At 37.0% G+C, this 15,616-nt stretch carries 12 protein-coding genes and 1 pseudogene; 2 read left to right on the top strand and 11 right to left on the bottom strand.

Features of this window, described 5'->3' with window-relative positions; translation table 11 throughout:
• Window positions 1-28: 28 nt before the first annotated feature.
• The 11 genes from Tfer_RS05630 to Tfer_RS05580 all read right to left on the bottom strand — a co-directional run bounded on the left by Tfer_RS05630 (window position 29) and on the right by Tfer_RS05580 (window position 14,122).
• Entirely contained in the window at window positions 29-1,267 is a 1,239-nt protein-coding gene (locus Tfer_RS05630; protein WP_200901009.1) for a class I SAM-dependent methyltransferase, read from the bottom strand.
• Between the two features lie 140 nt (window positions 1,268-1,407).
• Window positions 1,408-1,635, bottom strand: coding sequence for a hypothetical protein (locus Tfer_RS05625; RefSeq protein ID WP_152908982.1), 228 nt, complete (start codon window positions 1,633-1,635; stop codon window positions 1,408-1,410).
• The gene (locus Tfer_RS05620) at window positions 1,622-2,899 is read right to left on the bottom strand and encodes a glycosyltransferase (protein WP_052217252.1); all 1,278 of its coding nucleotides are present in this window, start codon (window positions 2,897-2,899) and stop codon (window positions 1,622-1,624) included. The genes Tfer_RS05625 and Tfer_RS05620 overlap by 14 nt, the downstream gene beginning before the upstream one ends.
• A 3-nt stretch (window positions 2,900-2,902) precedes the next feature.
• On the bottom strand, window positions 2,903-5,794 hold the full coding sequence (locus Tfer_RS05615; RefSeq protein ID WP_052217251.1) for a glycosyltransferase: 2,892 nt from the start codon (window positions 5,792-5,794) through the stop codon (window positions 2,903-2,905).
• Window positions 5,795-5,809: 15 nt separating this feature from the next.
• Window positions 5,810-7,012: an ABC transporter ATP-binding protein gene (locus Tfer_RS05610; RefSeq protein WP_052217250.1), complete on the bottom strand. Its 1,203-nt coding sequence runs from the start codon at window positions 7,010-7,012 to the stop codon at window positions 5,810-5,812.
• 16 nt (window positions 7,013-7,028) lie between these two features.
• The gene (locus Tfer_RS05605) at window positions 7,029-7,838 is read right to left on the bottom strand and encodes an ABC transporter permease (protein WP_052217249.1); all 810 of its coding nucleotides are present in this window, start codon (window positions 7,836-7,838) and stop codon (window positions 7,029-7,031) included.
• Between the two features lie 58 nt (window positions 7,839-7,896).
• The gene (locus Tfer_RS05600; protein WP_160315532.1) at window positions 7,897-9,543 is read right to left on the bottom strand and encodes a glycosyltransferase family 2 protein; all 1,647 of its coding nucleotides are present in this window, start codon (window positions 9,541-9,543) and stop codon (window positions 7,897-7,899) included.
• Window positions 9,544-9,843: 300 nt separating this feature from the next.
• Window positions 9,844-11,070, bottom strand: coding sequence for a glycosyltransferase (locus Tfer_RS05595; protein WP_052217247.1), 1,227 nt, complete (start codon window positions 11,068-11,070; stop codon window positions 9,844-9,846).
• Between the two features lie 2 nt (window positions 11,071-11,072).
• Complete coding sequence (locus tag Tfer_RS05590; RefSeq protein ID WP_052217246.1) at window positions 11,073-12,218, bottom strand: glycosyltransferase family 4 protein; 1,146 nt, start codon at window positions 12,216-12,218, stop codon at window positions 11,073-11,075.
• Window positions 12,215-13,582, bottom strand: coding sequence for a sugar transferase (locus Tfer_RS05585; protein WP_052217245.1), 1,368 nt, complete (start codon window positions 13,580-13,582; stop codon window positions 12,215-12,217). The genes Tfer_RS05590 and Tfer_RS05585 overlap by 4 nt, the downstream gene beginning before the upstream one ends.
• Before the next feature lie 186 nt (window positions 13,583-13,768).
• Window positions 13,769-14,122 carry a copper amine oxidase N-terminal domain-containing protein gene (locus Tfer_RS05580; protein ID WP_282432057.1) on the bottom strand — a complete coding sequence of 118 codons (354 nt, stop codon included), beginning with the start codon at window positions 14,120-14,122 and terminating at the stop codon, window positions 13,769-13,771.
• Between the two features lie 514 nt (window positions 14,123-14,636).
• On the opposite strand from Tfer_RS05580, the gene Tfer_RS05575 reads away from it, so the two are divergent.
• Together Tfer_RS05575 and Tfer_RS17275 are read left to right on the top strand one after the other, a co-directional pair.
• Window positions 14,637-15,041 carry a hypothetical protein gene (locus Tfer_RS05575; protein ID WP_152908980.1) on the top strand — a complete coding sequence of 135 codons (405 nt, stop codon included), beginning with the start codon at window positions 14,637-14,639 and terminating at the stop codon, window positions 15,039-15,041.
• Window positions 15,038-15,616 (top strand): annotated as a pseudogene (locus Tfer_RS17275) (ATP-binding protein); the annotation flags it as partial. The gene Tfer_RS05575 and the pseudogene Tfer_RS17275, both read left to right, overlap by 4 nt.

The following is a 15,616-nucleotide window of genomic DNA, read 5'->3' as shown; positions in this document are numbered from 1 at the left end:
GATAAATTAATTTTTTTGGTTACTAAAATCAGTTTTTTCTAGACATTAAGTACAGTGTGCGTTCTGAACCTTCAATACCCAAAGCCTCTTCAATGGTAAAGTATTTTTTAAATTCCCTCTCAAAAGCGTTTTGTGTATAATCAGGGAAAATATCCTGTCTAGTTGCTAGCAATTTTTGTACCTGAGAATCACTTTTAGGGACAAATTCTATAACTAAAAAAGAACATATACTCTTAAAAAACTGAGCAATTCGATCTAGCGGGACATTATTTGAAATAGCTATATGATGAATCAAAGCCAACGCCAAAACCATATCAGCAGGCCCTCTATCCAACAAAGAACGGCGCTCCTGGTTTTGCCAGCCAATCGGTGGACTTGGATTGGTTAAATCAAGCAAAAGGGGAATCAAATGAGTCTCTTTATTTTTCCTGCATTCAAGGTAGTTTTTTTCAACCGCAGCAGGATCTATATCAAATGCACATGTATAAATTCCCTTTTTACTCGCTAATCGGCTAAAAAGGCCGATATTTGCTCCTAGGTCCCAAACATTCCTTGGTTTAACCTGATCGATAAACTTTTCGACAGTTTGTTCTTTTATTTTCATCATATCCGATGAATAATTAGTAAACTTATAATAATCCGCCCATTCTGTTCCTTTAGGTTGCCACTTAAGTTCGTCAATAGTTAATTCCAAATGATTAAGTAAATTTATCAAAGATTTTAGCGGCATTTTGCGGGTATTGTTCTTAATAGCTTTATCAGCATAATGTTGCTGACTTTTAGCATGAATATGCAAATGTAAAAGTAGACCACTTTTTAATCTCGACCTAAAGGGTAAAAGTTTACAGGCTAAATCTAAAGGGATTCCATCGATATAAACTTTAAGTAGCTGGTTCAAATGTACATCGGTGTAACTCATTAACGCTAACGGTGCCAAGAAATGCTGACAAAACTGTTTATATGCACTCCAAGGCTCTCCGTCGTTGTACTTTTTAAAAGAAAGTGTATCGATATGTACAGGTTTCCAACCAAAAAACTGAATATTGTACGCCGTTGCGTCAATAAGAGACATTCCAAACTGGAGAGCCGTTTTTTGTATTCTTAATGTAGTTAAAGCAGCATTTTTGAGCTGGCTAAAGCTCCACTCGTAAGGATAAGATATAAAAGGCACTCTCTCTGGTTGAATTATTTTATATACTGTTTCCTGAAAACCTTCTGCAGCAATCTGCACTTCCGTATGAGGAATAAGCAGCTCAGCATCAACCAAAGTTCGATAAAGGCCTCCATTCATGAAAAATTCATAGTCCTCTTTAGACTGTTCATTTATCTGCCTATAAACATGGCCTTCTCTGTAAAAAACGAATCCCCCTGGATCCCTAAAAGATCCGGGTTCTCTTATGTTACATTTCAATTTTCTTCACCTTTATTAAAAATATTTGGAACAAAAGATTTTAAACTTTTCCAAAACGTCTTAATAGCTATTAAAGCTCCTATTACAATTCCAGCCAATACCTGAAGCATATAGCTGCCTGTACCCGGATCAATATAAGCGTATGCGTTTTTTGGTGTCGCAAGCATAAAGATAACAGACCAGAATACTAGTTCCTTAATTAACTTTTTTTTAACTAATTTCACCATTAAATCCCCCTTTTTTGATATCATAAGTTTTGTAATTAATCACCTGCCTGTATATTCTCTCGTAGGCGTAAGCCTCTTGTTCAACTGACGGTACTATACCATACCTTAGATTCACTTTCAGTTCATTCAACCTCTCTGGGTTTTTGATTAATGAATACAACAATTTTGTTAAATAGGATGAATCCCCTGGTTTAAAAGTAAAACCATTGAAATTATCAATAATCTTTTCTCCTAGATTTCCTATAGAGGAAGCAATAACAGGTACGTTACAAGAAAAAGCCTCATGCATAACTAAAGAATAACTTTCATAACAAAGCGACGGTACAATAACGACATCAACATTAGTAAATATATTACCAACGTTGTCTTCCCAATATTGGCCACAAAACTTAATTCTAACATCTTTTTCAGCCAGATCCATTAACTTTTTAATATACAGTTTGTCCGGACCTGAGCCATAGATTTCGAGACCTGCCTTAGGGGAAGCAATATTTTTAAAGGCCTCTATGAGAATGTGAACACCCTTATGAGGAGCAAGCGTTCCAGCATAGCAAAAGACTAGCCCATCTTCTTTTGTATAACGCTTTCTATTCTTTTTTCTTTTACTGAAACTAATACCATGATTTACGACTTCAAATTCGATAGCTGGAAATTCTTTTTTAAATAAATTTGCGAGAAATTCAGATGGGGCTACAACTTTTTTTGCATTAAATAAAATTTCCTCCGCTGATTTTAGCCGTTGCTGAATTAGACTATTGGGAATTTCGTTGCACATATCTATGCAGATACTTCCACGCTCAGGTCCTGTACACAGTTGACCTTCAGAAGTAGAGAGAACAACTTTTGGGCACATTAGAAAAAAGTCGGTAAGTGTTATAACATAAGGTATTTCCAACCTGTTAGTAGCTCTAATTAATTCTCCAACTCTCATGGGATGCCCAATATGGACAAGATCTGGGCCCTCATCATTAATAAAGTTATCAGCCACCTGAGATAAATCTTTGTTTTCTAATGCATAGTGAGTATCTACAGGACTTTGCCTATACTTAAAAGCTTTTATTGGAATCCCTTTGTATGTAAATTCTTTAACTAGGATATTTCCAACAATTTCATCGTAAAACGAATCTTCATAGAAACTGTACGTAATAACTTTAACCTTATTCCCCATTCTTTGCATCATTGTGGCCAAGTTTAATACAAATTTTTCTGTTCCTGAACAATATTCTGGAAAAAACTGGTGGACTAAATAAAGAATTTTCATAAGTTATACCCCTTTAATGAGCTCGCTGTAAATATCATGTAATGCATCTTTTTCTTTGTCTGGGCTTTTTAAATAGCAATAGGCCAAATGTGCGCCGCATAAAATAGCATACTCTTTAAAGATGCATGATTTAAAATCTTCAAGTACATAGTCATCTATTAATTCGTAAGTGTTTCTTATATATTGAAAGGTTATATCAAGAAAACCAAGAAGCGCATCGATAAGAATACCATTGTAAGATTCATGATTTCTGTGCCCTGAATAATGATACCAAATTCTTGTTAGAAAAGACTTGAATTCATTATCTATATATTCATTGCCATCAATATCAATAGAAGCAGGATAACTACAACGATTAGCAATTTGAAATTTATTATTAACGATACTAATGAACTCATCTATTTTAAGAGGTAACTTTAAATTTAATAATTCACTTTTAATGACAGAATTTAAAATATTGTATGTAAAAACAATATCTTTAATAAAAGAGTTTACTTCAATAAATGGAATAGGAAAATCAGAAAATATGTCTGACAAAAACAGATTATCAACATAACCTCTCTTTAAAAAGTAATATGGCGGTCTATTATGAGAATGAATAATTCTGGTAGAACCAAGAAAGGCAATTTTATGGCCATGTTTTATCAGTCTTATTCCAAGATCTAAATCTTCTGCATAGTTAAACCTATATTTATATTTCATAAAAATATCTTTAGAAATTAAGCAAGCAATATCCGAAAGTTGCCCGTTCTTCCTTAAAGTCATGTAATTTTCTGCTTCAGGCTTACAGAAAACCCTGTCATTTTTATCTACTTCTAAAAATTTATAATGATTCCAAGCAATAACTCTATAAAACAAATCAGCATCTTCTCGGGGAGTTTCTGCACACGAAACGGCTACAACTTCATTATTTTTTAACACGCAAAAAAGCTCGTAAAGCCACAAATCAGATGGGGGAAAAGCATCTTGGGTAGTGAAAAGTAGAAAATTACCTGTTGCATGACTGGCTCCTAAATTCCTTGCGTATGAATGAGAAAATTGTTCTGGCAAGATTGTTACTATTTTTGTTTTATAATCTTTTGCAGTTTCCAGTGTCCCATCAGTACTTCCGGAATCTACTATAATAATTTCTACATTCTTAAACCCTTTTTGCTTTTGGAGCATAGCCAAAAGTAAATCAAAATCCTCACCTGCATTTTTTGTTGGGATAATAATTGAAACAGTTGCATCATCAGTTGGCTCTATTTTTTTTTCTGGAACACGGACTAACTTTAACTGCGGAACATCAAAGGTATTTTTACCGTCTAGTTTCACGCTGGTTGAATTTAACTTGTATTTCACTTTTTTTATAAAACTTTTCAAACCATACAATTTTAGATAACTGGCGGACTTACGAATATTATTTTTAAGAGCAAATAAATAATTTCTTCTTTTCGTTCCATCTGGCAGTAGCTTATCGATTGTTTTATAGTATAATGAAAGCGCTTTCCAACCATTTGAATTATAAATTTGTGTAAGTTCAATCTGTAATCCGCGAAGACACTTTTCTTTTTCTTTCAACAACATATCCTGTTTTTCCAACTTTTCTAACTGGTGCTGAATTTGTTTGTTTTTATTTTTCAATTCTTCTTGTGTCCTTGCTAACTCATTAGACTGTGTTTTCAATTGTTCATTTTTTTTCTTAAGTTCTTTCCATAGTCTATCATTTTCGGAGAAAAGTTCGTTAATATGAGCAGAAATATTTTGGGGTATATTTTCAGAAATACTCATTTCTATCCTTAAAACTAAAGAATGGTCACTGCCTATATCGGGCACATTGGTTAAATATAGTTGCGGGTCAAAATCAATACATAAAAATTTTTTAGTATCCTGGCCATCTAGAAACACTACGCCTGGCCCCGGAGACAAGCCTTCAAAATTGTTTTCTTTACTCCAAAATAGCACCGGCTCAAGTTCTCCAGTAATATGAACATTATTAGAAAATAATGCAATGTTTTTAATTTCACCATAAGCTGGAAAACTTGCTGGATCTACTCGCAAACATCCATGTATTTTCGGGGGAAGGTTCAATTCATATTTCACAAACCCTTTGTTGCACTCTAGAGGTACTTTTGCAGATATGTTCTCATCAAATCTACCATCTAATTTCCAAAAAACCTGCACATATCCGTTATTTGCATGAGATAAGCTATTAAAGTTCATGCAACATTCTGTTTGACATATGTCCTCTTTTCTTTTGGATACTGTAACAAACTGATATACATGAGCATCTTCTCGGTTTTTTAATATTGTTTGGAGGGCTGGTGGAAACTTTCTGTATTCTTGCTTAAATTCAGTATCTTCGGGATAAGCAATAGTTCCTAACCATTTAATCGGACATAGTCCAGCCTTTTCTAATAGATCCAAAACGCTTTTCTTTGTAAAGAACCTCATATGAGTTTCATCAAGTATCCCTAAAGGCTGATACTCGAACCTTCCTTGAAACAGCTCCATTAATACCGCACTATGTCCAATGTTAGGAATGGATGTAACTACCGTACCACCCTGCTTAAGAAATGCTTTGGCGTACTCAAGTACTTTCCAGGGATCCCTTAAATGCTCTAATACATCAGCAAAAACTATATGGTCAAAAGACTTCTCTGAAAGCGGGTCAATCCAATCCATGCTCTCTATATCCGCTATAATCATTCTGTCACAGTAATTGGCCGCTTTCCTGGCCGCTTCTATATCTCTTTCAACACAATATACAATACACCCTAGTTTTTCCTTCATATAGCGGGTCATGTACCCAGTCGCCGGACCAAACTCAAGTACTTGAGAACCAAAACGTATATGGCGTAAAACAAGCGAGTGCGCACTATCATTCGACATATCGATTTTAAATTCATACTTCATATTTAATGCTCCTCATTAAGTTCGTTTCTTATAATTCCATATATGATTCAGTAGGGTAAGACCTTCAGCCATATAATGTGTCGAGAAAATTTGAAAAGAAGCAATTCGGCTTTTATAATCTAAGGGTACAATTCCAGAGCTTTCAAAAAAACCAACATCTATAAAATACGAACCAGGCAACAAATTCATATTTTTATATTGCAAAATTAATTGATAACTGCCGGGAGAAGTTGGTAACTTTACCTCGTCCAACTTAGTGTTAAGACCACATATATAGCTATTCCGCCTGTCAAATATAGCTACTCCACCAATTACTCCTGGCAATTTCTCACTAAGTGTATAATCAACTACAACTTTAATATTTTCACCAAAAAGAAATTTATTTTTTTCCTCGTCATTGTCATTCAAAATAGTAACTGCGTCTATGTTGAGTATCCCATTTTTCCTTTCTCCTGATATAGGAGTATCTACTTGTTCGAGTTCCGATTTTACATAGTCCATATATTGGTCTGTTACACTCAAAACATTGCCTCTTAAATAAATTTTTCCATCCATCATCCAAATAACATGGTCGCAAAAATTGCGCACAGAATATATGTCATGGCTAACAAAAAGTATAGTCTTGCCATCCTCTTTAAAAGATTTCATTTTATCAATACACTTCAATTGAAAATGCATGTCCCCTACAGCCAGGGCTTCGTCAACAATTAAAATATCAGGGTCAACACTTACTGCTACCGCAAAAGCCAATCTAACAAACATACCGCTGGAATAGGTTTTCACAGGTTGTTTAACATAATCACCTATATCTGCAAAAGAGAGTATGTCATCAAGTCTCTTATCCATCTCTTCTTTACTATAACCCATTATAGTTCCGTTCAAATATACATTTTCTATTCCTGTAAGTTCCGGATTAAATCCTGCACCAAGTTCTAATAATGCTGATACCTTACCATTTACTTGAATCGAACCCGTTGTAGGCGTAAGAACTCCTGTTATAAGTTGCAACAATGTTGATTTCCCTGACCCATTTTTCCCAATAATACCAACAGTTTCACCTTTTTTAACTTCAAATGATACGTCCTTTAAGGCATAAAAGTCCTTATGATACTTTTTCCCAAATGGGTTTATAGACTCTTTCAATCTATCTATTGGCTTATCATACAGTTTATATATCTTTGATACGTTTTGTACTTTAATAGCTATATCTTTATCCATAATTATCCCCTTATGATTATAAGACATCTGCAAAGTGTGGTCTAAGTCTTCTAAACATTAAAGCCCCGATTATAAACAGAGAAAGAGTTATAATCCAAAAATAAATGCTTAAATATAAATGCTCCCAGAACCATGTACGATAAATAAAACTTTCCCGGTACCCTTCCACTATATAATAGATGGGATTTAGTTTCAAAATGTTGTGATACTTTTCAGGCACTATTTTTAATGACCAAAATATTGGAGTCATCCAAAAACCAAACTGCAGTAACATTCCAACTATTTGTCCTATATCTCTTAGAAAAATTATTAGCGACGAAGTTATCCATGAAATCCCCAAAACCAAAATAACAGTTGCCAACAAATAATAGATTATTTGTATATTGTAAATATTTGGCTTGTAACCATATAAGAAAAACATTAAAAACAAAAAAATGATAAAAAATATATGAATAAATAACGCCGATACTATTTTAATGATTGGCAATATGCTGACTCTGAAAACTACTTTCTTCACAAGATAACTGTTTTCTATTACAGCATTGGTAGCATTGGATATAGCTTCCGAAAAGAAAAACCACGGTACCATCCCACATAAAAGCCACAGTATAAAAGGAAAATTATCAACAGGAGTCGATTTAAACCCAACTTGAAATACAAACCAGAAAATCAAGATGGTAATGGTTGGTTGAACAAAGGCCCAAAGAATACCAAGGTATGAGCCTAAATGCTTTGCCCTAAAATCCTTTTTTGCTAATTCAAAAATTAGGCCTCTACACTTAATTGTATCAATCAAGAACAAATAAAACTGTTTCAAATAACTCATCTTTTTGACAATATTCTCCTCCTGAATCAACATAACATTTTCTTACTTTCAGCACAATTTATATTGCCAGTGAATAGTCATTTCGTTCAAGGCTTAGTTCAGGATGATAATAGGGATCACCATTAGATATAAATTCGCAATGAAGTCTTTTAAACATTTCAATTTCATTATCGTCTACATATTCGTTTCTGGTTAATGATTCATAATGGATCAGCTTTGCATATGGCGTATATACATTATATAAACCCATCTTTAACAACCTTAAACACAAATCTACATCGTTCATGCCTAACCGAAACCTGGGATCAAAACCACCTACTTTGGCAAAAGTTTCAGCTTTAATCATCATGCAAGCTGCCGTTACCGCAGATACATTCCGAACACACTGAATTAAATTCAAATAACCGGGCTTATCAGCTTCGTATTTGTAGAAAGCATGAGATGCGCTTCCTCTCATGCCGATAACAATTCCGGCATGCTGAATGAGGCCGTTAGGAAATAATAGCAATGCCCCTACAGCGCCCACCTCTTGCATCTGACTGTATTCAAGAAGAGCTTCCAGCCAATCAGAGCTGATTACTTTGGTATCATCATTTAAAAAAACCAAATGTTTTCCCGCTGCATTAGCTGCGCCAAAATTGTTAACCAGCGGGTAATTAAACTCCTTTAGATAACTTAATACCCTAATCTTATCGAATTTTTTTATATCCGCCAAAAATATTAAAGTAGATTCGTCAGTACTGCCATTATCAATAATTAATATTTCATAGTTGTCATAACTAGATTTTTCCAGTATGCTCTCCAAACATCCTTGTAATATTTTACCGTTATCTTTAGTGGGAATTATTATTGAAATCTTTTCTTTCTCTTTAATGCCCAACCTAGTAGCATAGATTCCCATCTCAGGACAAAATCGAACTGTTGCATGAAGGCCTTTTTTACTTAATGCTTCCTTTATTGCCAAATAACCTGAATTATGATTCTCCTCCGATTCATTTACAATAAAATCGGCGGGACTAATTCTACTACACAACATTTCCGGTATTCGCTTGGCATTTACATGTAGGTTAGTCAGGCTTAACAAAATCCTATATTCCCAGTTGTTACTAAAAAATACCGTTTTGCCTACCTTTTCTAATAATTCCTTACGTAATACTACTGGATGACCAATATAGTTAAACGAAAGTAATAAGTGAGGTGACCATCCCGGTTTAAAAACAGGATTAAATCGTTGACCTGACACCCCGTCAAACGTATCTTCATCGGCGTATATCAAATCTAAATTTCGGTCTTTAATCAAAGTTTTTTGAAAAGTCGCCACGGCTTCAGAACTAAGACGATCATTTACATCCATAAATAAGACATAATCTACTTGAGTCATTTTTTTAACAATACCGGCAACGTCCGCACCTGAACGCCAAATAATTGAGATACGTTTATCCGTTTTAATCTGTTTTACTAAGCTTTCTTTTGTACCGAGTTCAGTAGGGTCATCAGTTACCAAATATAAATGCCAATATGGCGAATCCTGAGCTAATATAGACTTTACGGAATCTTGAATACGTATGTGCTCTGTATAGTTAACAGGCATCATAATGCCGATAACAGGAACGACACTGCAATTAAATGGCTTCTCAGAATAATAAGCTTTTCTTTTATGTATCCATTTTTGATACTGGGTGTTTATGTCCTCAGAAGCAAACAAATTTCTCCACCCACGTCTCTTCACATATTTCCAACCTCTCCGAATAAAATACAGCAATCCATAAACTTTTAAAATCCGGAAACTCCTTACCAGCAGTTCAACAACTGACCTAAAAATTCTCATTAAGTATCCCTCAATACTATTTTATATTTGCCAGCTTTCAAATTGCAGCCCAAACTACACTTCAAATCAATGGAATTTAGAACTTTATTAAATTTCCACTTCAGAACCAATTTTCCTACACCATACGTCAATTTCCTCCAATAAAATATTATCTTTGTCTGTATTTTAATCTTAACTTTAAATCAATTGGTGTAATTTTCCCTCTAACTTACCACAGACTTTTATCCACGCATGCTCATGGGCTATTTGTCTTCGTTTGCTACGTAATTTTATACAATCCTCTTCAAGGGCTTTTTTCAGTGCGAAAACAAATTCTTCAGGAGTTTCAGCCACATACATAACCCCAGAGCCATGTTCTTTTGTAAACCTTACCAGTTCCGGCAGCTTAGTCGCTACTATCGGCAAACCCATGACCATGTATTCATTGATTTTGGCCGGCCTCATCCCCGCCACATATGTATCCTTTACATACGGTATTAAACCAACTTGGCATCTCTTTAAAAATGCACCTAGCTGGGTGTAATTTGAAAAAGGCGGTAACCATGTCACATTAGGCAGTTCATCGGTGGGCAATTTTTCTGTTTCTTTTGGCCCAATGAGAACGAACGATACTTCAGGAAAGTTCTTGGCGAGATGGATAAGAGCCTCCCACCAGATTTTTTGATTAATTCCGCCGATGTAAACAGCCGTCGGTCGAAAAGAAGCATCTGTAACCACATTTATTTCTTTATCAGCAGCCTCGGCCAGCCAGGCCGAAAATCCATCTTCAATCAATATGACTTTGTCAACCTGATTGCTTGGCATTTGCGTCTTAACTTGATCGAACATTGGCTTAGATGCGCAGGCAACCAGGTGAGCTCTCTGCAGTATTTGCAGGTGAAAAGGTTTGAGCTTTTCCGCCCCGGGAACCTTGCAAGGATCACTGACCAGATCAACCACTACCCCGGCCCAGGGCAACCCATTTGACAGTTCCAGAGCCAACGGTGTTGTCATGTAGGTCCACATTAACATGCGGTTTACAGGTATCCCGGTTTCCTGACTGAACTTCATAATCCGGCGTTTAAGCAACATATTGTTTATTTTAATGGCCGGCTTGAAATATGGAAAGGGCAATGCAAGAGGACTATGTATTTTTAATGATTCGGCGTATTGTTTATTTCTTGCCCAGGCTGTTCTATTTTTTAATTTGGCTAACGCATTTTTTGCCCGGTTTAATACCCTGGGAACATCCTTTATTCGTGGCGTGCGCACACCTGTATTTTCAACAAAAAGAACGGGGTAACCCATACAGGCAAACTGAAACATTATTTCCTGCGTACGCTGCCATAAAAAGTCCCAGTCTATGGCAGAAAGACAAACAACAGCATCAAATTTACGTGAATAATTTTTTAACGCATTTTGCATTTTTAAGCCCCTGTCAAATCAAAAATACTCATATAACCTTCAATCATTTTCTGGACAGTAAATTCTGCATAATACCTTTGCAGAGCTGCCTTTTTCATTTCCCGGCGCAGCTTTTCATCCTTTAACAATTTTATCAGACAGGCAGCCGCTTCTTCTTCATTGCCTGCAGGATATAGAAAGCCTGTCCGGTCTTTCTGAACAATACCGCTAATCCCCCCCACATCAGGAGCAACTACCGGTGTCCCGGTGGCCATAGCTTCTATCAGCACAAGCGGACAGGCTTCATACTCAGATGTAAGCACCCCTACATCGGCATCCCAAAAGTGTGCAGCAGCTTCTTTTATCTCTCCTGTCAGGAGAATATCCCTCTCCAAACCGGTTCCTTTAACAAAATCCAAACACTGTTGCATCATAGGGCCGTCACCGATTAAGATAAAAACCGGTTTACAGCCCTCTTGGATTTTCAGCAAAACTCTTTTAGCCACTCGCAAAAAAAACATGGGATTTTTAACAGGGCTGAGTCTGGCCGCCATACATACAATGGGTCTTTCTCGTGGAATTCCATATTTTTGGCGCAATCCTTGCATAGGCTTTTTGGGTATAGGTCTGCCATTGGGGATAAATTTTACTTTATTCTCATGAAGCCCTAATTCTAAGGCCTCCTTTATATCAGCACGTGAAACAAATATATATTCTGACGCCAGAGGAAAGGCCAATTTTTCTACAGCTCTGTAAACGGCTGATTCCACTGGTGAAATTCCCTGGTGAAAGGGTAGTCCGTGTACCGTCATGCATATTCTGGGAACACCGGCCCATCGGGCCGCAACGCGTGCCAGAAAGGAAGCCTTGGAACTATGGCAGTGCACAATATCGTATTTACGTTCTTTACACAGTCTCTTTAAAAAAAATAGTACTTTTAAGTCTGCGGATAAATTTAAGTTTCTTGCCATAAAAGGTATTTGTATTACTTCGCCAAAAGGCCAACCGGCAAAAATTTCTTTTAGATAATCCCCTTTCCCAAAGACAATATCAATTTCGACATTCCGGCCATATTCGGTTATACCTTGGACTAAATCGGCAAATACGTTCTGCGCTCCGCCAATCTCGCCCAACGTAATAATCTCCAGAATGCGCACTTTCGTGCTCATAACGCCTTATCCCTCATAAACAGCACTTTTACTGTGTTCAACAGAATTTGAATATCAACCAGAATACCATTGCGCTTAGCGTATAGTAAATCAAAAATCAATTTTTCCCTGGGCCCTGTATCGTACTTGCCCGCAACTTGAGCTACCCCTGTCAGGCCCGGTTTCATCCTGTGGCGATGGTCATAACCATTGATCTCTTTGGAGAACCGCTCCACAAACACCGGTCGTTCCGGTCTTGGGCCCACCAGGCTCATATCGCCTTTTATCACATTTATCAACTGTGGAAGCTCATCCAACCTGGATTTGCGCAGGAACTTACCTACCCTTGTTGCCCGTTGGTCATCTTCCATAGCAAAAACAGGTCCGGTAGTTGCTTCAGCATCTTCTACCATGGTCCTGAATTTGTACAAGGTAAAAACCCTGCCGCCTTTGGTTACCCTCTCTTGCCTATAAATGATAGGCCCCGGCGAGTCTAATTTAATAATCACTGCCAGAACAGCCATTATCGGTAGAGCAATTATAAGTCCTATACTTCCCAACACAACATCTAAACACCGTTTCACCGGATCATTATTTCCGTTGGTGTCTTTGACGCTAAACAAAGGTATATCGTCAATCAGATCAAGGTTTGCCCTGATCAGAAGCACTTCGTATAAATCCGGTACGAGCAGCGCTTCTTTCCCGTAATTATAACAACTGCAGACTATTTTCTCTTTTATAGTTATGGGCAGGGAAGGGGTGATAACTGCAACATCATACAAATCAGTATTGGCCAGAATGCTTTCGTAATTAGTTAAGTCACCCAGTACTTCGTATTTTTCTACTCTGTCAACCGGTTTATTTTCCGTAACTATTAACCCTGCAATCTCAATGTGGCTTTCCGGAAATTTCTTCAGTTCATCTGCCAGTGTTGCAGCGTCCTGTTTATCGCCGATTAAAACAGCCTTTTGTACCCCTAAAACCCTTTTGCTCAGTTTCCACAGGAAGTACCTCCACAGCAGCATAAACATAATTTGTAGCACCCAGCTTAACAAAAAAACAGACCTGGGAAAAGAATAATTCGCGCTGATGTAGGTTAAGGAGATACTTAACATCAAGGTAAGGGTTACGGCCAAAATAACTGAATAAAACTGATCGTCCCACTTGGTGCGGGCCGAAATGGAATAGAGGTGGTAAGCATGAAAAAAGAATACGGCCCCTAACGTAATCCAAACTGACATCTCCAGGTACGGTTGAAAATTAAATGCCGGTAGAGCAAAGTTAAACCGAACCAGATAAGCGAGAACTATGCTAATATTAATAATTACCGCATCTGCTAGCATTATAAAAAAAGAATATCTGGATTTGTTATATGTAAGCCACATAAGCAGCCTTCCTTAATTTCCATTTCTGCTTTGCCTTTTGTTAATTTTCTACTTAATAAGCTAAAATCCTCCTAATTTCTCATTTTTCTGCCAAGGAAATGTTGTCCATAAAAAAGACACTTAAAAAGCACAGGCTTTAAAACCTCTGCTTTTAATAGAAGTTATATAATACATTCGTTTTTGCTTTCAGCTAAAAAATAGCACCTGGATACTTATTTTTTTCTTTACTAAAACCGTTTTAGTAACATTATCCCAACCAACATCAAAACCAAGATTTTCTCCCAGGAATCTTAAGGGTACGTAAGTCAAATTTCCTCTTATTTCTGCAGGTACTTCCAAGGGAACAGGAATTTCTTTTACAAAAGCATTTCGTTTTCCAATGAAAAGTTTAATTCTCTTTAATTCGTCTCCAACATTAGTGTCAACAGTTACCATTTTATTTATTGCATCCCATGTTACTTTGGCCCCTAGATTTTCCGACATCAACCGAATAGGTACTAATGTCTTTCCACATGTGACAACACCTTTTTCATTATTTATCTTAATATCATTAATAACAAGGTTAACTACCTGCTCACTTCCTACTTGTGCCTGTTTCCAGTACAGGCAACTCTCCTCCTTGTAAAAAACTTATTTTTACATATTTATTAGGTTTGATAATATTATTCAGTTTATGTCACTTAAATTATATACCGCTTTTACTCCTCCGTTAATAACAGGAATATTATTAAATATAAATTTAACTTCATTATTATTATTTATTGTTGAAGACCACATTATTTGGCGGCAGTTTGATAACCGTCAGTGGCGGTTGTCAAGGAACGCCAAATAAGGTTGTCAACAAGTTAGGCATTTCCGCCAATGGCGGTGGTCATTTTATCAAGGTACCGGAAAGCCCACCTTTATTGGCGGTGGGCTAAATGCGGTGGGCTAGCCGGTACCATGCACCAAAAAATTATCCAACCCCATTGTAACAAGAACAGTACATTAAAAATATTTGACGAATTTGACTATACTTTTGGCAGAATACCCTGTCTCTAAAGAAAAAGGGCGATTGATACGTAATAACAACTGTGTCAGGGATTACAGCAATTTTTTGGATAAAATGCAAACGAAAACCTTCAGGGGCATGGAGGAAAGCGAAGAAGCCGAGCTTTTACTTGCCCAAATACGTCGGCTTAAACCCCGGTACGCACGTGATCAATTCCAACTGATACAAGGCGTCCTAAAAGAGTATGATAAACGGGCATGGCAGAAGGCGCTTAGTTATTGCATAACAAACAGTCTATACAGCGCTGTCGAATTTAGAGATGCCGCCCGTTATTTCCAAGGTACGATAGAGCAAGAAATTGAACGTCTTGAACAGGAACCAAAGGTAGTTATATTGCCACAGGTTACGACTCAAAAGCGGTCGTTATCCGAATATGCTGTACTGGCCAAAGGGGGTGAAACAGAATGAACCTTCTTTACACAGTACAGGAACAGCTTAATAGCCTGGCCATGGTATATGCTGCAAAGCAACTCGAAGATATACTTGAAAAAGCCCAAAAAGAAGAATGGACGCCGCTGCAGACGATTAAGGAATTGCTCGAAGCCGAACAAAACGGGCGACAGGACCGAGGCAGACTAAGACGGCTGAAAGCGGCAAATCTGCCGTATATGAAAACACTGGAAGACTTTGATTTCGGATTTCAAAACAAGACAGATGAAACAGCTCACTGATATGGCATGGCTGGAAGGCGCCTACAACATTATGTTCCTGGGCCCTCCCGGAGTTGGTAAAACCCATCTTGCTGTATCCATGGGATTGGCAGCGATAGATGCCGGATACCGGGTATATTTTACAACCATGGATGACTTGGTACACGCTTTAAAAACCGAAATGATATCGGGTAAAAGCCGGAAAAAACTTAAGATACTGTATGCGGCTAATCTTATCATACTTGATAAAGTTGGTTTTCAGCCCATAACCAGACAGGAAGCCAATATGCTTTTTGGCCTGATAAACAAGCTATACCAGCAAACCTCCATCAT

It is taken from the genome of Thermincola ferriacetica (assembly GCF_001263415.1).
Lineage (GTDB): Bacteria > Bacillota > Thermincolia > Thermincolales > Thermincolaceae > Thermincola > Thermincola ferriacetica.
This window is presented reverse-complemented; position numbering and strand designations above follow the sequence as displayed.